This is a genomic window from Paenibacillus sp. Leaf72 (genome assembly GCF_001422685.1).
GTDB lineage: Bacteria > Bacillota > Bacilli > Paenibacillales > Paenibacillaceae > Pristimantibacillus.
This window is the reverse complement of sequence record NZ_LMLV01000007.1, coordinates 41,669-59,065: the sequence shown is the minus strand read 5'-3', so window position 1 is coordinate 59,065 and position 17,397 is coordinate 41,669. Positions and strand designations below refer to the sequence as shown.

19 protein-coding genes and 1 riboswitch are annotated in these 17,397 nt (G+C 49.9%); of the genes, 11 read left to right on the top strand and 8 right to left on the bottom strand.

Features of this window, described 5'->3' with window-relative positions:
• The first annotated feature begins 61 nt into the window (after window positions 1-61).
• The 4 genes from ASF12_RS13115 to ASF12_RS13100 all read left to right on the top strand — a co-directional run bounded on the left by ASF12_RS13115 (window position 62) and on the right by ASF12_RS13100 (window position 3,202).
• Window positions 62-691 carry a chromate transporter gene (locus ASF12_RS13115; protein ID WP_056035132.1) on the top strand — a complete coding sequence of 210 codons (630 nt, stop codon included), beginning with the start codon at window positions 62-64 and terminating at the stop codon, window positions 689-691.
• Window positions 692-718: 27 nt separating this feature from the next.
• Window positions 719-1,249, top strand: coding sequence for a chromate transporter (locus tag ASF12_RS13110; RefSeq protein ID WP_056035129.1), 531 nt, complete (start codon window positions 719-721; stop codon window positions 1,247-1,249).
• 361 nt (window positions 1,250-1,610) lie between these two features.
• Window positions 1,611-2,453, top strand: coding sequence for a methyl-accepting chemotaxis protein (locus tag ASF12_RS13105; protein ID WP_056035125.1), 843 nt, complete (start codon window positions 1,611-1,613; stop codon window positions 2,451-2,453).
• 554 nt (window positions 2,454-3,007) lie between these two features.
• Window positions 3,008-3,202 (top strand): aspartyl-phosphate phosphatase Spo0E family protein, encoded by a 195-nt coding sequence (locus tag ASF12_RS13100; RefSeq protein WP_056035122.1) that lies wholly within the window; start codon window positions 3,008-3,010, stop codon window positions 3,200-3,202.
• Window positions 3,203-3,206: 4 nt separating this feature from the next.
• Here the strand turns inward: ASF12_RS13100 and tadA are convergent, their stop codons facing one another.
• On the bottom strand, window positions 3,207-3,677 hold the full coding sequence (gene tadA / locus ASF12_RS13095; RefSeq protein ID WP_056035119.1) for a tRNA adenosine(34) deaminase TadA: 471 nt from the start codon (window positions 3,675-3,677) through the stop codon (window positions 3,207-3,209).
• Window positions 3,678-3,892: 215 nt separating this feature from the next.
• On the opposite strand from tadA, the gene ASF12_RS13090 reads away from it, so the two are divergent.
• The 3 genes from ASF12_RS13090 to ASF12_RS13080 all read left to right on the top strand — a co-directional run bounded on the left by ASF12_RS13090 (window position 3,893) and on the right by ASF12_RS13080 (window position 7,203).
• On the top strand, window positions 3,893-5,770 hold the full coding sequence (locus ASF12_RS13090) for an ATP-binding protein (protein ID WP_056035116.1): 1,878 nt from the start codon (window positions 3,893-3,895) through the stop codon (window positions 5,768-5,770).
• Window positions 5,771-5,815: 45 nt separating this feature from the next.
• Window positions 5,816-6,571 (top strand): 23S rRNA pseudouridine(2604) synthase RluF, encoded by a 756-nt coding sequence (gene rluF / locus ASF12_RS13085; RefSeq protein WP_056035113.1) that lies wholly within the window; start codon window positions 5,816-5,818, stop codon window positions 6,569-6,571.
• Between the two features lie 101 nt (window positions 6,572-6,672).
• The gene (locus ASF12_RS13080) at window positions 6,673-7,203 is read left to right on the top strand and encodes a DinB family protein (protein ID WP_056035110.1); all 531 of its coding nucleotides are present in this window, start codon (window positions 6,673-6,675) and stop codon (window positions 7,201-7,203) included.
• A 107-nt stretch (window positions 7,204-7,310) separates the two neighbouring features.
• On the opposite strand, the gene motB is transcribed toward ASF12_RS13080, so the two are convergent.
• Entirely contained in the window at window positions 7,311-8,150 is an 840-nt protein-coding gene (gene motB, locus ASF12_RS13075) for a flagellar motor protein MotB (RefSeq protein ID WP_056035107.1), read from the bottom strand.
• Window positions 8,134-8,934 (bottom strand): flagellar motor stator protein MotA, encoded by an 801-nt coding sequence (gene motA, locus ASF12_RS13070; protein WP_056035104.1) that lies wholly within the window; start codon window positions 8,932-8,934, stop codon window positions 8,134-8,136. Before motA ends, motB begins: the two co-directional genes overlap by 17 nt.
• A 163-nt stretch (window positions 8,935-9,097) precedes the next feature.
• On the opposite strand from motA, the gene ASF12_RS13065 reads away from it, so the two are divergent.
• From ASF12_RS13065 to ASF12_RS13050, 4 genes are all read left to right on the top strand, one after another.
• A complete protein-coding gene (locus ASF12_RS13065) occupies window positions 9,098-9,391 on the top strand; it encodes a hypothetical protein (protein ID WP_056035103.1) in 294 nt (97 codons plus the stop codon).
• A 162-nt stretch (window positions 9,392-9,553) separates the two neighbouring features.
• Complete coding sequence (locus ASF12_RS13060) at window positions 9,554-10,834, top strand: EAL domain-containing protein (RefSeq protein WP_081418790.1); 1,281 nt, start codon at window positions 9,554-9,556, stop codon at window positions 10,832-10,834.
• A 167-nt stretch (window positions 10,835-11,001) separates the two neighbouring features.
• Window positions 11,002-12,465, top strand: coding sequence for an aminotransferase-like domain-containing protein (locus ASF12_RS13055; protein WP_056035101.1), 1,464 nt, complete (start codon window positions 11,002-11,004; stop codon window positions 12,463-12,465).
• A 54-nt stretch (window positions 12,466-12,519) separates the two neighbouring features.
• Window positions 12,520-13,728, top strand: coding sequence for an aminotransferase class I/II-fold pyridoxal phosphate-dependent enzyme (locus tag ASF12_RS13050; protein ID WP_056035099.1), 1,209 nt, complete (start codon window positions 12,520-12,522; stop codon window positions 13,726-13,728).
• A 69-nt stretch (window positions 13,729-13,797) separates the two neighbouring features.
• Here ASF12_RS13050 and ASF12_RS13045 read toward each other — a convergent pair whose 3' ends face one another.
• The 5 genes from ASF12_RS13045 to ASF12_RS13030 all read right to left on the bottom strand — a co-directional run bounded on the left by ASF12_RS13045 (window position 13,798) and on the right by ASF12_RS13030 (window position 17,394).
• Complete coding sequence (locus ASF12_RS13045) at window positions 13,798-14,328, bottom strand: GNAT family N-acetyltransferase (RefSeq protein WP_235533148.1); 531 nt, start codon at window positions 14,326-14,328, stop codon at window positions 13,798-13,800.
• The gene (locus tag ASF12_RS13040; RefSeq protein WP_235533147.1) at window positions 14,328-15,218 is read right to left on the bottom strand and encodes an FAD-binding domain-containing protein; all 891 of its coding nucleotides are present in this window, start codon (window positions 15,216-15,218) and stop codon (window positions 14,328-14,330) included. Before ASF12_RS13040 ends, ASF12_RS13045 begins: the two co-directional genes overlap by 1 nt.
• Window positions 15,161-15,364: a hypothetical protein gene (locus ASF12_RS35615; protein ID WP_081418793.1), complete on the bottom strand. Its 204-nt coding sequence runs from the start codon at window positions 15,362-15,364 to the stop codon at window positions 15,161-15,163. The genes ASF12_RS13040 and ASF12_RS35615 overlap by 58 nt, the downstream gene beginning before the upstream one ends.
• Window positions 15,365-15,505: 141 nt before the next feature.
• Window positions 15,506-15,976, bottom strand: coding sequence for a C40 family peptidase (locus ASF12_RS13035; protein WP_056035094.1), 471 nt, complete (start codon window positions 15,974-15,976; stop codon window positions 15,506-15,508).
• Window position 15,977: 1 nt separating this feature from the next.
• A riboswitch (cyclic di-AMP (ydaO/yuaA leader) is annotated at window positions 15,978-16,149 on the bottom strand.
• Window positions 16,150-16,578: 429 nt separating this feature from the next.
• Window positions 16,579-17,394 (bottom strand): hypothetical protein, encoded by an 816-nt coding sequence (locus ASF12_RS13030; RefSeq protein ID WP_056035090.1) that lies wholly within the window; start codon window positions 17,392-17,394, stop codon window positions 16,579-16,581.
• Window positions 17,395-17,397 lie beyond the last annotated feature (3 nt).

Here is a 17,397-nt window from a genome sequence, read left to right as displayed (position 1 = left end):
ATTATGGAATAAAGGTGGTATAATAGAGAGAAAGCATCACCCCATCAATGGAGGGAACCTCATGGCAAATGGACAAAATAAACGGCTGGGTATGCTGCTGCAGCTGTTTTGGATATTTTTTCGAATTGGACCTACAACGTTTGGCGGCGGCTACGCGATGATGCCGATGATCGAGCGGGAGGCCGTACAGAAGCGGCAGTGGCTGGATGAAAAAGAATGGACGCAGCTCATTTCGCTAGCAGGGTCAGCGCCAGGCGGTGTAGGCGTCAATGCTGCAGCGATGGTTGGCTATCGCCAGGCCGGTGCCGCAGGAGCTATTATCGCCATCGTTGGCATAACGCTCCCTACGCTGCTGCTCGTTTTGCTGCTGGGCTTGTTTATACGCGCCTTTGGCGATCATCCGAAGCTGGTGGCGGCGCTTAAAGGGATACATGGGGCGGTCATCGCCTTAATGGTGATGGCCGCTTACCGCATGGCGCGGACGGCATTGTTTGATGTTGCGACGACGTTCGTAGCGGTTGTGACGCTCGCTGTGCTGCTGTTTACTGCGATTAATCCGATTTACGTCGTCATGGCGGGGCTGCTTGGAGGCATCATATTCACGAAGGGCAAGCAGCTGCTGGGGATGAAGGTATTGACGGAGAAAGCTTCTGTCAGCAGAAGCAGCAGCGAAATTGAATACTACATTTAGACGGGAAATGGAGAGGGGGGACGGAGCATGCTCGGAGAGCTGTTTATTGTTTTTTTGAAAATAGGCTGTGTGTCGTTTGGAGGGGGCTACGCGGTTATTCCGATTATTCAATATGAGGCTCTATCCCGAGGCTGGATGACGCAAGGGGAATTTGAGCAGGCCGTCTCCCTTGCCGGGATGGCGCCGGGCTCGATTGCAACAAATTCGGCGACGTTAATCGGTTATCAGACCGCCGGCATCACGGGTGCGATTATATCGACTGCTGGCATGGTGCTGCCGTCGCTGGTGCTCATGATTGTGCTGTCAGCGTTTATCCTCCGCCTTCAAAATAATAAATGGCTGTCAGCCTCCTTTTACGGCTTGAAGCCGATGATTACCGGCCTAATGGTCTATGCAGCCATTCATTTCGGATATCCGAATGATGGCGCGATTCTGAGCTGGTCGTTCGCTGGAATGCTGCTCATCGTTGCAGGCAGCTTATTCTTACTGATGCGCTTTAAGCTGCATCCGTTTATTATCATTGCCGGAGCAGGGGCAGCGGGTATCATTTTATTTTAGCAGCCATTGTCGAAGGGTGCGCAAAGAAAAAGCCGTTCATTCGTTTGCTAATAAAACGTTATTTTCCAGCTTGAAGCTGTATGAAGGTATATGATGGGGTAAGAAGTCGCATAAAGCCGCTTGTTTTGAGAGTTTGCTCCTTGCAGCAAGCTCCCGAAACAAGCGGCTTTTGGCTTTCTTTCAAATCATGAATTCAACAGCATTCGCGAAGGATAATGTTCCATGTGGAACATATTGTCGAACGGATTAAAGAGTTTTTACTAAAAATTTAATAAAAAATAATTCAAAATACCTAAAAAATCAGTTCTTTTTTACCGAAATATAATTAAACAACTTGAATTAGACAGTGAGGGATACCAATATGAATTCAGTCCAAGCTATGCTCCACGCCATGCCTTACATCCGGAAGATGATGCGGGAGAGTGCAAGCCTATCTCTATATGACCGCACTCATATGCTTTATTATTTGCCTATGCCGGGAGTCGATATGGGCTTCAAAACAGGCGATACGCTTTCTGAGGGTTTTATGAATTTTGCCGCGCTTAAAAATGGCAGGGAGGAAAGCATCACCCATATTCCCCAGGAAACGTTTGGAATTGCAATGGATGTTGTAAATATACCGCTTAAGAACGAGAATGGCGAGGTGGAGGCTGTTTTTTGCGTTGCTTATAATTTAACGAACCAGAATCAGCTGGAGCATCTTGTGCGCGAAAGTCATTCCATTACAGAGCATTTGGTGCAGATGGTACAGCAAATGGCAGCCCACTCCGAGGAATTGCAAGCGGCAAGTGAACAAATTTCGGAAAATTCGAAAACAACAGCGGAAAACTCGAAGCAAATCAACAAAGTAGCGGGCTTTATTAAAGAGGTATCTGAGCAGACGAATATGCTCGGGCTGAACGCAGCAATTGAAGCGGCGCGCGCAGGTGAAGCAGGAGCAGGCTTTGGCGTCGTGGCCACCGAGGTGCGCAAGCTGTCCGTCGATTCCAAAAAAGCGACTGTAGAAATTGAGAAGGCGCTTGGTGATATTCAGACGTCGATAAAAGGCATGGAACGCGAAATTTCGCAAATTGTGGCCTCATCCGAGGAGCAGGCTTCCATGGTTAGCGCTTTTACGAGCGTGATCGAGCGTCTGCAAAGCTCAAGCCAATCGATGAAGGACATAGCTGATCAGATGATTTCCTACAATCTTACGGAATCATAGTTCCAGAATGAAAGATCTGTTTGGGACAAACGCTTTCAGCATTTTGCAAGCGAGAGAAGCCTTGCCCCTTGGCGATAACCGTCAGGAGGCAGGGCTTTTTTTCAAAATGTCAGCTATATCAAGGTTTCTCCTAGGGGTGTACTTCTATGCTATGCAAAATGCATAAAGATACGGCACAGATAGCCGCGCCTTCCATGATAATGTCAGCTTTCATTTACAAAAAAAGATGTATTACGACAAAATCGTGGTGGATAAATCGACATCGCATGTCGGGAAAATAAAAATGACTTTCCCAAATGAAGAAATGAACAGCAGCAACCATTCATGAATGTCAGGTTTACCAATATGTTGCTGATTTGGTTAATCATTAAAACTTTAAAAATGGGTATAATGGACTACTATTTTGGAAGCTAATCCTGATTTTGTCGAAAGTTGCCTGAAAATTATAGGTGATTGTCGACACGTTTTTACAAACAGCCCACCGGAATAAGCGTATAATAAAATAAAATTGCCACACGAGCGCTATATTTAAGGAGTGGGCCACGAAGCGAGCTATGGACAAAATAATTCTACTCGATCAATTGCAATCGCTAAGGCTAAAGCTCCATGAGATAGCCGAAGCACGAGGTAGTCTGACAGACCCTGACGTTCTTGCGATTAGCGAGGAAGCAGATCAACTAATCGTTGCCCTTCAACAGATGCAGCGTGATGAGATGATTGGTTCTTCCATGCGTCGTAAACACGACTAGTCAACTATATATTTTTCCGTCGCAGCTTCCTGAAGAACTGGGTAAGCATTGTGGCGCATTCTTGTTGCAATACGCCGCTAGTCAGTTCCGTTTCGTGGTTGAAACGCGGCTCCTGCAGCAAATTCATTAGCGTGCCTGCGCATCCTGCTTTGGGATCGCCGGTACCATAAACGACACGCTTCACTCTGGATTGGACGATAGCTCCAGCACACATTGGACATGGCTCCAATGTTACATACAAGGTACAATCGAGCAGCCGCCAAGCGTCCAATTCCTTGCATGCATCGCGAATGGCGACCATTTCGGCGTGGGCAGTAGGATCATGCTGCGTTTCTCGAAGATTGTAACCTCTCCCAATGATTTGATGATTTTTAACAACAATTGCTCCTATGGGAACCTCACCAATTTGCTCAGCTTTTTTGGCTTCCTCAATAGCCTGTTGCATCCAAAATTCGTCTTCCTGCTCTTGCAGCATGATGCAATCCCTCCTATATATGTAAAATCAATTGCGTTTATTCAGCGAACAAATATTCTGTTGTTAACATGTGGTGGATAACATTGGGGATAACTTTCTGGTTATACACTTTTTTATACACAAAATATTCGACCAGCATGTGTATAAGTAGCGTATATTGTTTATAAAATGTGGATAAGTCGTTCGAATTTACGACGATAAAGGTGGTCTTCGTAGTGCCATTCAAACTCAAGCTCTGCTTACTGATTGCGATAGCATTCTTCTCCATGTTTGTTACCCTACTTATTGTGGACCAATATTCGATGTTTCGCAATATGCACAAAAATCTTGGCAGCATGCTGAGCAAAGCATCTGTACAGCTCTACGAGACGCTGGCTTTATCAAATAACGAGCTGGCGGCGGGCATGCCTCTTGATGCAGAGACGGAGGAGCAGCTTAATAAGCTGATTGAAGACTGGAAGCGTTGGGACGCACGCATTTTGGATATAACCATATTACGGCCTCAGGAACATGAGGAGCAGATTACGAGCGTAGCTAGCTATGATATTATTTACGGCAAACAGAGCCTCTATGACGCCGAGCTTGAACAAGAGCTGATTAATCTGACAGCCAAGGATCGTCTTTATCGGGTTAATGAAATCGAAACGGACGGGGCCGCTTATTTAAAGAGCTACTACAGCAATAAAAATATGCAGCCCGCTGTTATCCGCATCGTCTATAGCTACGAATACTTTCAGGATCGGGCTGCGTACAAGGTGAAGGATTGGCTGAAATATGCCGGCATCTTTATGTTATTTATTTTATTTGGCAGCTATTTGCTGTCGGGGATGCTGCTCCGTCCACTTAAATCGATTTTATGGAAGGTCAATGAGGTGTCTCACGGCCGCTTTGATTCGTTCATTAAAGTGAGAAGCAGGGATGAGTTTGGCCTGCTTGCTGTGAAAATAAACGCGATGTCGCAAAATCTCAGCATTTACATGGACAAGCTGCGCAAAGCTTTTGAAGAAAACCGCCGGATGAAAAATTTTCTGCAATCCTTCATTAATCATACGAGTGATGCGATCCATGTTGTCGATCTGCAGGGAATCATTATTCAAGTGAATCAAGCCTTCGAGCAGCTTTATGGCTATACAGCGGAAGAGGCGCTTGGCAGCCAACTTACGCTCATACCAGAAAGCCACCGGGGCGAAATGAAGCTGATCCTTGCCTCGCTTCTAGCGGGCAAGGTGCTCCCTGCACAGGAGACGAAGCGTTTAACGAAGTTGGGCGAGATTATCCCCGTTAGCGTCACGATATCCCCTATTCGCGATAGCGCGGGCGAGGTGAAGGCGTTCGCGAGCATTACTCGCGACATGAGGAGCCGCAACAAGATGGAGGAGCTGCTGCGCCGCTCCGAGAAGCTGACGACAGTTGGTCAGCTGGCGGCTGGTGTCGCCCATGAAATACGCAATCCGCTGACGACGCTGCGAGGCTTTCTCCAGCTTCAACTGAAAAATCGTACGGGCAATACCGAGCATACAAGCTTGATGCTGTCGGAGCTGGATCGCATTAACCTGATTGTCAGCGAATTTTTGATTTTGGCCAAGCCGCAGGCGACACAGTTTACCTTAAAGGATGTTAAGCAGGTGCTGCGCGACGTACTGCTGTTTCTCGATAGCGAGGCTCATCTGCATAATGCGGAATTTCTGACCGTTTTCGCCGAAGAGCCCTGCCTGATTTCCTGTGAGGAAAATCAGCTCAAGCAAGTGTTCATTAATGTGCTGAAAAATGCGATTGAAGCGATGCCGACTGGAGGGCCCATTTACATACGCTTGAAACGAAATACGGGCCACATTACGATAGAAATAGCAGATGAAGGCATCGGCATACCAGAGGAACTGATTTCGCAAATCGGCAGTCCATTCGTGACGGGCAAGGAGAGCGGTACCGGACTTGGCATGATGGTCAGCCAGCGTATTATCCAGAGCCATCAAGGCATGATTGATATTCAAAGCCAAGTGAACGCCGGAACAACGGTGACGATTACGCTCCCTGCTTTGAAAGACGAGGGAGACGGAGGTATACTAGTAGAAAAAGCAAGCGCTGCAGGTTAATATGAACAGCAGAATGAGCGGCATACTTGAATGAGGTGAGCGCAAGTGAGAATTAATAAATTTATTAGTGAAACCGGTTATTGCTCGCGAAGGGAAGCGGACAAGCTTGTTGAGAACGGACGTGTGACCATTAATGGTCACACGGCGCTTCTAGGCAGCCAAGCCGAGCACGGCGATGATGTGCGCATTGACGGCAACCGTATTGGTGAACATAAGGGGCATGTGTATATCGCTTTAAACAAGCCAGCTGGCATCACTTGTACGACTGAGCTGCATATTGAGGGCAACATCGTTGATTATGTGCACCATCAGGAGCGGATTTTTCCGATTGGCAGACTCGATAAAGATTCGGAAGGGCTTATTCTCATGACGAATGACGGCGATGTCGTGAATCCGATTTTGCGTTCGGAGGGCAAGCATGAGAAGGAATATATTGTGACCGTGGATCGTCCGATCAGCGAATCATTTGTTATTGGCATGTCGGAGGGTGTCAAAATTTTGGGCAGCATGACGCTGCCCTGCAAAGTGACGCGCAGTGCGGAGCGCGTGTTCCGCATCGTATTGACCGAGGGGCGCAACCGCCAAATTCGCAGAATGTGCGAAGCTTTTGGCTACCATGTGCGTAAGCTTCAGCGGGTACGCATTATGAACATTCAGCTGGGCGAGCTGCCTAACGGCGAATGGAGAGACTTGACGGAGCTGGAGAAGGCGCAGCTGTTTGATCTGCTGGATTATACGCCAGCTTCGCCGTCGCCGTCATCGTCTGCACAAGCAGGGTCTAAATCAGAATCGAATCAATAGTTAGAAATGGTCGTATCATGTGGAGGAAGCAGCTCGAGCGAAGGCTCGGGAGCTTTCTTTTTTTATAACACTAGCAAATAACGACGAGGGGCTGAGCTAGGATGCTGCACGATTTAAAAGGTGAGGCGAATATGTCGCCGATTGTGGGGATGCTATATTCCGCTGTAAAAGAGAACAGTGAGCGACTAAAATTCATCACAAGCGGCATGTCGCAAGAGGAAGTAGACAGCAAGGGGCCTAGCCATCATTCAAATAGTACGGCTCAGTTAATCAAACATATCCTCTATGTTGATCTGAACTGGGTTTATAGAATAAAAGGACAGCCGCTTCCGCAGTTATTGAAAGAACAATATGGCCCTATGATAGATGAAAATAACCGGCTTCCCATGGTCCAAGGCATGCCCTTGAACACGCTTATTTCCAGCTATGAGGATGTTTTAAATATGTTGAAAGACATATGTGCACAATTAATAGATGCTGATCTAGATAAAGTTGTCACTTTCGGTCATGAAAATGAAAAGCAAGCAACTATACGCTGGGGGTTGTGGCATATGGCTGACCATAGCCGCTACCACCAAGCCCAAATCAACCAGCTTAGAAAGTGGTTTAGTGAAAATGTTCTGTCGAAATAAAAGCACTAATGCGATTACTTTCATTAATAGCAAAAAAAGCCGTCGCTTCCGATGCATAAGCATAGGGGCGACGGCTTTTCTATTACCCATTCGTGCTGCCAAGCCGGTTATTCTTTTGGTTTGATTTTAAGCTCCTGCGCTTTCTCCAAATCTACATAGTTGCGGATAATGGATACTTCAACGCGGCGATTTTTCGCTCGGCCTTCCTCGGTGTCGTTGCTGGCAAGCGGGCGATTTTCTCCGTAGCCGCTTGCGGTAAATCTGGTCGGTGAGAGCTGTTGGTTTTCAAGCAAAATGTCCATAAAACGTACAGCACGGGAGGTGCTTAAATCCCAGTTCGATCTGAAGAGATAGGTGTTAATCGGTTTGTTGTCCGTATGTCCCGATACGATAATTTCGTAGTCCGGGTACTGCTGGAGCATCGTGCCGATGGAAATGGCGAGCTCGCGCGAATCTTCCTTCACTTCAGCGCTGCCAGATGCGAACAGTGCCTCGTCGCTAATAGTAATCATCAGCTGGGACTGGTTGAGCTTCGTCTCAAGGTCGGAGGTGAGACCATTTTTCTTAATATAGTCATCGATTTGCTTCTTCAGCTTCTCCAGATCCTCTTGCTCCTGCTTCATCAGCTCTTCACGGCGCTTCTGCGCATCGTCCTTCTCGTCATCACCAGCAGCTGGGTTTTGCGTTGAATCGTTAGGTGACGGCTCCTGCTTGTCTCTTTGATCACCCGTAGTGACCGCAGCTGGATCGGTAAGCAGGCCTGTACCGCCGGTGAAGGCGATATTGAAGGCGTTGCTCATTTCCTCGAATTTTTTTACGTCTACCGAGTTCATTGAATACAATACGATAAACAGTGCCAGCAGCAGAGTGAGCAAGTCGGCATAAGGAATGAGCCAGGATTCGTCAACATGCTCCTCATGTTCTTCGTGCCTATGCTTTTTGCTCAACGGCCCCTTCCTCCTTCTCCCTCATCTTCTCACGCTCAGTCGGAGTCAGGAATACCGACAGCTTTTGGTTGATTGCGATGGTGGATACGCCTGATTGGATAGAGAGCAAGCCTTCTACCATCATTAGACGAATTTGAACCTCGGCTTTAGAAAGCCTCTTGAGTTTGTTGGCAAATGGATGCCATAACACATAACCTGTGAAAATACCGAGCAGCGTTGCGATAAACGCGCCGGCGATAGCATGGGACAGCTTCTCAATGTCACTCATATCCGACAGGGCGGCAATCAGGCCGACCACGGCGCCGAGTACCCCGAGTGTAGGAGCGTATGTACCTGCTTGGGTGAAAATAAGCGCGCCGACTTTATGGCGGTCTTCTGTAGCGGCAATATCCTCAAGCAGAACGTCACGAACGAATTCCTGATCGTTGCCGTCAATAATCATCCGCATGCCGTTACGCAGGAAATTATCTTCGATTTCATCTACTTTAGCTTCAAGAGCGAGCAGGCCTTCGCGGCGTGTAATGCCGGCCCATTCCATAAATTGAGTAATGAGTTGTTCACGTGAAGTCAAGTTCTGAGTGCCAAATACCATTTTAAACAGCTTGCCGATTTTTGTTAGCTCTGACATGGGGAAAGCGATCATTACGGCTGCGACGGTACCCAAGATGATAATCATGTAGGCAGCAGGATTCAAGAGACTGGAAATTGGAGCTCCCTTGACGACCATCCCGCCAAAGATACCTATGATAGCTAGAACAATACCGATAATAGTTGAATTTTTCATTATACACCCCGTCCAATACAATTTCGAAAGTTCTCTATTTATATTATCGACAGAAGGGGGCGGTGAGATTAGACCTGAAAAGGATTTAAACAGAAAGGCATTAAAAATTGTGAAAATGAGGTAAAATGAATCATATAAATCAGTGAAAAGGTGGAACCTTATTATGGGCGTAAAGCATGCAAGGGAATATGCGGATATATTGAAGGAACTGACAACAGCGGTTAGCGCGATTGAGGGAAGCTACTCTTTCTTTGAAATGGAAAAGGAAGAGTGGGAGGCATTGGGAGAAGAAGAAAAGCACGAGGTGATGGAGGCGTTGGCCGATGATGTGTTTTTCGGATTGGGCGAGCAAGCGCTGATCGAGGTGGGCGCAGGCAAAGTTTCCTATCACGCGAAGCATCATGTCATTGAGGTCGCGCAGGGCGATAATGTCACGCATATGGTGCGGTTGATTTAGAGCATAGGGCGAGCAGGGCATTCGGAGCCCGAACAGCTGGGGAAAAATCGGTCTTAGCGAACGCTGTCGCTTCTTTACAACGAATGTCGATTCCGCTACAATAGGGTCTAACTTTAACAATGGAAGAATATATGACATCGTTTTTATGTAGAGGAGCACGCGATGAAGGACCGACAAACGATGCGAAAGATACCGGAATCGCTAGGCCTTAAGGGCGAGCAGCTTGCTGCCTTCTATCAGCCTATTCTGGCGATGGACACCAGAACCATTATGGGGTATGAGGTGCTGGGCAGAGCCTATGCAGGCGAGCGCGTGCGAAGCTTGGGCCCTTTTTTTGGAGACGCCGCCATTTCGGTAGAGGATCATATTGCGGTCGATCGGATTTTGCGGGAGCAGGCGATGCGCAAGCTGGGTGCGGAAAATTCCGAGTCGCTGCTGTTTATTAATTTAAAGCCGAACTGGATTCATCGCTATCAGCAATCCGGCGAGCTGTTTACGCTGCAGCTGATCGATAAATACCGGATTGATCCGCGCCGCATCGTCATCGAGATTACCGAGGAAAGCTTTAATGGCCCGATGGATGAGCTGCGCTCCATTGTGGATCTGTACCGTTCGAGAGGGTGCCTCATTGCGATCGATGATGTAGGAAGCGGATTCAGCAGTACGGATCGTATCGCCCATATTCAGCCGAATATACTGAAAATCGACATTCATATGATCAAAAAGAGCGCGACGCACAATGGCTATCTAGGCGCCCTTCGTTCCTTCTCCGCGCTGGCAGAGCAGATCGGGGCGTCGCTGCTCGCTGAAGGAGTGGAGACGCGCCAGGATTTGGTGCGTGCGATTGAAGCGGGTGCCCGTTATGTGCAGGGCTTCTTCTTCTCCAAGGCCGAGCCGGAATTTCAGCGAGCGGATCGTTTCGCCGCAGCACTGGAGGCCGAGCTTGCGGAATATGTCCAGCAGCGCTTGCGCACCGAGAGGAATTGGCAGAAGGAAGCGGCGCAGCTTGCTGCGTTCATCGACAAGGAGCAAGCTTTCGCTTTCGGTCGAGAGGACGAACCCGGAGCAGGCAATGGATGGATTGCCGGACTGTTGGAGGAGCTGCCGCCGAGCTGCGTTCGCATTTATTTGTGCCGGGAGGACGGCATTCAGCTATCGGCCAACTATTGCAGGGTGGAGGCTGGCGAGTGGGAGCGGCAGGAGGAATATTATGGGGCGAATTGGAGCTGGCGCCCCTACTTCATTCCTACCATTGCGCAGTTAAGCGAGACGCAGAGCACCCTAGTGTCGCGTGCCTACGTCGATTTGGATACATGTGAATGGATTCGGACCGTATCGGTCCTTGCAGGTCCCGGCCTTATTTTATTTGCAGATATGAAGGATGATGAACAGCAGACGGATCGGCAACGAGAGGACGCTGCTTGCAGAACCACGACAGGATGAAAAATCCGGCGTCGTGGTTCTTTTGTTAGGATATAGGAAAGGATATGATGGTTTCAGCCCTTCTCTATATTTCTCGGACTGAAACGCGCCGAGCCGCCAAAGGACGGCGACAGCCGTTTACGCTCGGGCGGGACCATATGCCATGATAAAGGTGGGGGCGTTGAGAAGTGTATCATGATTTCAAGCTCATAGAAGGCCGTCCAGTATCGATTCAAGTAAAAGATTATATGAAGCGTTTAATGATAAAAGGCGCGCTGCAGCCTCATCAGAAGCTGCCGTCGACACGGGAGCTTAGCGTATTGCTCGGTGTGAGCCGCAATACGGTCATTGCCGCTTATGCGGAGCTGGCGGACGAGGGCCGCGTATATGCCTTGCAAGGCAAAGGCAATTATGTGTCGGAGGATTCGGCGGGCAGCGCCGCCCCGTCGTCCTTGTCTTGGCAGTTGCCATGGAAGGAGCGTCTGAGCAGGCAGGCTTTGCTTGCGGAGGAGCTGGACCTCATGAAGCGCGGCATTCGCGCAGGTAAGAGTACGATTTCTTTTACGAGCATTGCCCCGGATGAGAAGCTGTTTGATCTGGATCATGTGAAGCAGGCGTTTCTGGGCCGTATGTCGGTGGAGGGCCATGTGCTGCTGAACTATGGTTATGCCAAAGGCTATAAGCCGCTGATTCAGTATTTGATGACCTATATGGAGAACAAGGGCGTGGATGTGCAGGGCAAGGATATGCTCATCACTGCCGGATTTACGGAAGGATTTGACCTTGTACTGGCTGCGCTCAGGCAAAAGCACGGCGCAGTCCTCTGCGAAAATCCGACCCATCATACCGCGATAAAAAATCTCAAGCTGCATGGCTTTGACATTAAGGGCGTTACGATGGAGCCGGATGGCATCCATTTGGGGGAGCTTGAACGGGCTTTGGAGGAGCGCCCCTACGATTGTGCCTATTTTGTCCCCTCCTATCACAATCCGACAGGCATCGTGATGTCGATGGAGAAACGGCTGGCGCTCATGCAGCTCATGAGCCGTTATGAAATTCCCGTCATTGAAGACGGATTTAATGAAGAGCTGCGTTATTCCGGAGCGCATGTGCCGCCGCTCATCGCATCGGCGGGCAGCGGCAACAGCGTCATTTATATTGGAAGCTTCTCGAAGGTGCTGTTCCCCGGCCTGCGGGTCGGATGGGTGCTTGCAGACCGCGAGCTGATTGATTATTTGGAAAGCATGAAGCGGGCCCGCAACATTCATACCTCGACGCTTGACCAATCGCTCCTCTATCAATATTTGCATAATGGCAATCTGCATAAGTATTTGAAGCGGGCGCGGGCGGAATACAAGCGTAAATACGAGCTGACGCTGCAAGCCTGCAAAGCCTATGTTCCCTATGAGACGCTGTCGGGGGATGGCGGGCTGCATCTGTTTGTGACCTTTCGGGAAGCGTGCAAGGTGCGGGAGCTTCTGGAGGCGTGCTCACAGCAAGGCGTTATTTTTACTTTAGGCCATCATTTTTTTACGGATGGACGGGGCAACAATACGCTGCGGCTGGGGTTTTCCCGCGTGGCGGATGAGGATATTATGCATGGTATTCGAATTATCGGCGATACGGCAAAACAGCTGTGGGGCCTTTCATAAGGAATAGAGCGACAACTATACATTTGATTATTTTGAAAAGGGGATGCAGGCATAATGGTGCAGTATAACGTTTCACCGCTTGTAAAGAGCTTGCCCGCTTCGGGCATTCGCAAGTTTTTCGATATGGCCGGGCAGGATGAAAATATGATTTCGCTGGGCGTGGGCGAGCCGGATTTTGCAACACCGGAGCGCGTGCGCGCCGCGTGCATACGAGCGTTGGAAAGCGGTCAGACGATGTACACGCCGAATGCCGGACTCATGGAGCTGCGCGAGGAAATCGCCCGTTATTTGGCGAGCAGCTTTGAATTAAATTATGAGCCGAAGGATGAGATTCTCGTGACGGTGGGCAGCAGCGAGGCGATTGATCTGGCGATGAGAACCTTGATTTGTCCGGGCGACGAGGTGCTGATCCCGGTTCCAAGCTATATCGCATATTCGCCCATTGTAGCGCTGCAGGGCGGCAGTATTGTAAACGTTGAGACGCATGAGCAGGAGCAATTCAAACTAACGGCACAATCGCTGCGGGAAAAAATCACTCCGCGCTCCAAGGTGCTGCTGATCAACTATCCGAACAATCCAACGGGTGCGGTCATGTCCTATGAGGACTGGCGCCCCATTGCTGAGCTGGTGAAAGAGCATAATCTAATCGTCGTATCCGATGAGGTATACGCGGAGCTGACTTATGAAAGCCAGCATGTGAGCATCGCATCGCTGCCTGGCATGCAGGAGCGGACGATCGTCATAAATGGCTTCTCGAAAGCTTTTGCCATGACAGGCTGGCGTATTGGTTATGCCAGCGGCCCTGTGGAAATTATTTCGCAAATGCTGAAAATTCATCAATACACAGCAATGTGCGCGCCTATTATGGGACAGATTGCTGCTCTGGAATCGCTGCGCAGCGGATTGGCAGACAAGGATCTAATGAAGGAGGCTTACAAGCAGCGCAGGGCGATGTTCGTGGGCGGCTTGCAGCAGCTTGGGCTTTCCTGCCATATGCCGGAAGGGGCGTTTTATGCTTTTCCATCCATCGCCCATACGGGACTAAGCTCGGAGCAGTTCGCCTTCAAGCTCATGAAGGAAGCGGGCGTGGCCGTCGTGCCAGGCCATGTTTTTGGCCCGGGCGGTGAAGGGCGCATCCGCTGTTCCTATTCGGTATCATCAGCAAAGCTGTCGGAGGCTTTGGAGCGAATGGGCTGTTACATGAGCCAGACGAGGCAGGCTGAACCGTTGCAATTGCAGCAGTTGGAGCGGGTCGGCGGTTGATGGGAGCGGAGAGGGTAAGGAAAGGGCTAGAAAAGGAAGCGGAAAGGAAGTGGAGGGGTAAGAGAGACGCTAGGCTTCTTCCCCTCCTCCGTAAACCATGCAATGAAATTCCGCCGCGCCTTGCGGGGTCGGGCGGATATACGTGTCGGTAATGCGGAAGCCTGCCTTCTCGTATACACGAATAGCACGTGCATTCCAGGTCAGCACCTCCAAATCCAGCTCGCTATTAGGAGCACGGCGGCAAGCCTCCTCTACCAGCAGCGCCACAAAGGCGGTGCCTGAGCCCCTGCTGCAAAGCTGTGGGTGCAGACCCAATCCAAGCCGCAGCACTTCATCCCCCAGCGGGAAAAACTGTGCAAAACCAGCGAGCTCCCCGCGATCGTCTAAAATAGCAGCATATTGCCTCTGGCGCAGCTCGGGATCACCGAACTCCATTTCGGCTTGCTCCATAACCTCCCATGCGGGCCATTGATAGATGCCGTAAGGCGGCTCATACCGCCAATCGCACAACTGCCGGGCATGGGATTCATCCATAGCGGCAATCTTCCAGCCAAATGGCGGCTGGGCGCCAGCAGGAGCAGCATTTGCTTTTGTCATCATTATACAATCTCCTTATAAATCTCAATCGCGCGGGCGCGTGAAGCTTTCAAATCAACGATGGCATGCGGCTGCGGTAGGTGGATTTGCTTATCAGGCAGATGGGCAAGCTCCGGCAGCCAGCGTCTAATGTAAGTGCCGCTCGGATCATGTGTTGCGGACTGCGTGGCCGGATTCATAATGCGAAAATATGGCGCGGCGTCGTAGCCGAGCGACGAGCTCCAAAGCCAGCCGCCTCGGTTCAGTGTATGATCATAATCGGCCAGCTGGCGGCGGAAATACTGCTCGCCCAGCGTAAATGGGCATAACAGATTTTTCGTCAAAAACATGGCGGTAACCATCCGCAGCCGATTCGGCATTTCCCCCGTTTCATTTAGCTGCTTCATAGCGGCGTCAATAACAGGAATGCCCGTTTTTCCTTCGCTCCATGCCTCGAAATGCTGATCGCTTAGCGCAGATAAATCAAGCTTCTGCTCATATCGGTAGAAGTCCTCATTGTATTTTCCTTGATATAGAAAAAAATCCCGCCATGCCAGCTGTCTAATCCACGCCTCGGCTCCAAACTGCTGCTGCGCCGCTTCGTAGGCTTGCCGTGCTGACAGCGCTCCCGTATTCAAATAACGCGCCAAATGGCTCGTATGGTCGTCCGCAAACTGGTCGCGGCCGCCTTCATAGCCAGACAGGCGTTGATTTAGAAATTGCTCCAACACCTCGGCTGCATGGCTCGCGTGGGATTGGCCGCGCCCGGCTGAGTCATCTATCTGCCGAAAGGCTGCCGCAGCCAGATGCTCCCGCGGAAGACTGAAGCGCTCTGCCATGCTGGCATCTATATTTTTCAGCGTATTAAGCTGCTGCAGTGTTGTCTCGCCCGCAGGGGAATAGTGGCTCTGCATAAAGGATGCCATATGCGGTAAAACGGCGTAAATACCTTGTAAGGCTCACTGCGCCGAGAAAACGTATGGAGCTCCTCCAAATCGGCCAGCGGCGCATCGTCGAGCGTCATCCAGCGGCGTCCCGCTGCGCGTACAACCTGCTGCATAGCGTGGTCGCGTGCCCTTGCATAAGGCGTTGCCAGAAAACAGCAAAGCCGCAAGCTATTTGTCCGAAGACAAACAACTGCGGCTTTGCTGATTGAGACAGCAGCTTTTCGTTATGTAAGCGAAAAAAGCGTGGCCTGGCTCTATTGCTCGCTTGCGTACTTGTCGTAAGCGTCTTGGCTCATAACGCGTGTAGCTGATACGTAACGATCAGCATAATAAGACTCGCTAAGTTTGCTAATAATAACGCCTCTGCTCGAGGAAGCATGTGCAAACTTTCCATCGCCTACGTAAATACCAACGTGGGAGATGCCTTTGCCGCTCGTGTTGAAGAATACGAGATCGCCAGCGATCAGGTCACTCTTCTTCACTTCACTGCCATCGTTCGATTGGGCTTGGGAAGTACGGGAAAGATCGATGCCCATTTTGTCGAAAACATACTTCGTAAAACCGGAGCAGTCGAAGCCTTTCGTAGTCGTTCCGCCGCTTTGGTACGGTGTGCCGATCAGATCAGCGATAACACCATCCATCTTCGAACTCGCGAACACGCTGCCTGCTTGGAAAGCAAGCATTAATACAAGACCAACGAGTAGTGCAGTAACCTTCTTCAAAATTTGAAACTCCTTCCGGTGCCGACGAGGTTAGCTGTGGGGTTCGGTTGTGAAGGTTCCCTATGATTTCCAAGACACTTGAATCAAGCCGTCCAAGCATCGAAATCAATTCACCCAAAGTGGTTCCCCCGTATTTCTATACCTTTGCGGTATAAAAAATTAGGCTGGTTTAATTTTGCTCTGCGCTAATAATTCGTTTTTTTCATGTGATTTCCTTCTATATGAATGAATTTCTAATAATTCTCATGTAACCTTTTGGCTCAATTTTGCGTTAAAACAAGTTTCTTGCCTAATAAATGTTCGATCTATCGCCGTTCTTGGGCAAAAAAACATTTTGTCAGTTTATATGAGAAATAGGCAGCTAATATGCTATGAATCGTGTGAATAGGCAAGAATTATAGCGTAAAATGAAGATTTAGAGAGTTTGAGCTAGGTCGCCATATAGGCTGGGAAGTAAATGGAGGCTTTACCTGCAGGTGCAGGATAACGGCAAAAAACCGATTTCGGCCTTTTGGCCGCAATCGGTTTTTTTATGAGAAGGGCTTTAGAAAAATGAGAATACTAAATGAGAATTAGGTGGGGTTGCCCTCATTTTTCTAAGGGTCTCAGCTCTGCTTTGATTGCAGGCAATCGTATTGGGCAGCGAGCGTCCATACTTTTAACAAGGTGCGCAGCAGATGATAGGCTTGATGCATGATGAGTGCCAGCATGCCTGCCCAAGCATAGGAAAGCCCAGACACAGCGAGCGAAGCGGCAACAGCCAGCAGCCACATCAGCAGAGAGAGGCCGGCATAAGGGAAAAGATTTCGGAGCGCATGGCTGAGCCAGCGCAAGGAGCCCGTGCCGGAGGCGGCGCCGAACTGCATAGCGAGCAGCAGCAGGTGAACGAGGAAGCTCCATAGCAGCCAGCCGCCAAAGCCCGGCAGCGTGCCTTGCAGCAGCTCGCCCAGCGAATGGCCCTCCATAAGCAGCTTGAAGGCGCGAGGCAGCAGGAACCAGCCGGGTGCGAAAATAAGCAGCGTGCGCAGCCAATAGAGCAGCGTCACGGGCTTCCAAGCTTTGCGAATGCCTTGAAGAAACTGTGTTTCACCTGTTTCGCCCATATGATGCAGCGAGTAGAGCAGCCCCGCATTGAACAGCGGCGTCAGCAGCATGCGGGCAGCGAACAAGCCGCCCAGAAGCCACAAATAAGGATTGATCAAATCCGTCTTCGTCAATTGAAACTGGGCCTCGCTGAAGAACAGCGACACGGCCGAGTCAGACGGATGCTGGAGCGGAAAGCGCCGCAGCAGCGGCAGTACAGTCATATCAACAAAACGGTAAAGGAAAAGTCCCCATAATAGCTGGTAAAGGAATAACAGAATGACGATATAGAAATGGCGGATAGCGAGCCGCCAGCCTTGCTTCATATGCTGCTTCATTTT

Coding starts and splice junctions, on each gene's coding strand:
- ASF12_RS13115 (WP_056035132.1), top strand. CDS start 62: ATGGCAAATGGACAAAATAAACGGCTGGGTATGCTGCTGCAGCTGTTT.
- ASF12_RS13110 (WP_056035129.1), top strand. CDS start 719: ATGCTCGGAGAGCTGTTTATTGTTTTTTTGAAAATAGGCTGTGTGTCG.
- ASF12_RS13105 (WP_056035125.1), top strand. CDS start 1,611: ATGAATTCAGTCCAAGCTATGCTCCACGCCATGCCTTACATCCGGAAG.
- ASF12_RS13100 (WP_056035122.1), top strand. CDS start 3,008: ATGGACAAAATAATTCTACTCGATCAATTGCAATCGCTAAGGCTAAAG.
- tadA (WP_056035119.1), bottom strand. CDS start 3,677: ATGCTGCAAGAGCAGGAAGACGAATTTTGGATGCAACAGGCTATTGAG.
- ASF12_RS13080 (WP_056035110.1), top strand. CDS start 6,673: ATGCTGCACGATTTAAAAGGTGAGGCGAATATGTCGCCGATTGTGGGG.
- motA (WP_056035104.1), bottom strand. CDS start 8,934: ATGAAAAATTCAACTATTATCGGTATTGTTCTAGCTATCATAGGTATC.
- ASF12_RS13065 (WP_056035103.1), top strand. CDS start 9,098: ATGGGCGTAAAGCATGCAAGGGAATATGCGGATATATTGAAGGAACTG.
- ASF12_RS13060 (WP_081418790.1), top strand. CDS start 9,554: ATGAAGGACCGACAAACGATGCGAAAGATACCGGAATCGCTAGGCCTT.
- ASF12_RS13050 (WP_056035099.1), top strand. CDS start 12,520: ATGGTGCAGTATAACGTTTCACCGCTTGTAAAGAGCTTGCCCGCTTCG.
- ASF12_RS13045 (WP_235533148.1), bottom strand. CDS start 14,328: ATGATGACAAAAGCAAATGCTGCTCCTGCTGGCGCCCAGCCGCCATTT.
- ASF12_RS13040 (WP_235533147.1), bottom strand. CDS start 15,218: ATGCAGAGCCACTATTCCCCTGCGGGCGAGACAACACTGCAGCAGCTT.
- ASF12_RS35615 (WP_081418793.1), bottom strand. CDS start 15,364: ATGCAGCAGGTTGTACGCGCAGCGGGACGCCGCTGGATGACGCTCGAC.
- ASF12_RS13030 (WP_056035090.1), bottom strand. CDS start 17,394: ATGAAGCAGCATATGAAGCAAGGCTGGCGGCTCGCTATCCGCCATTTC.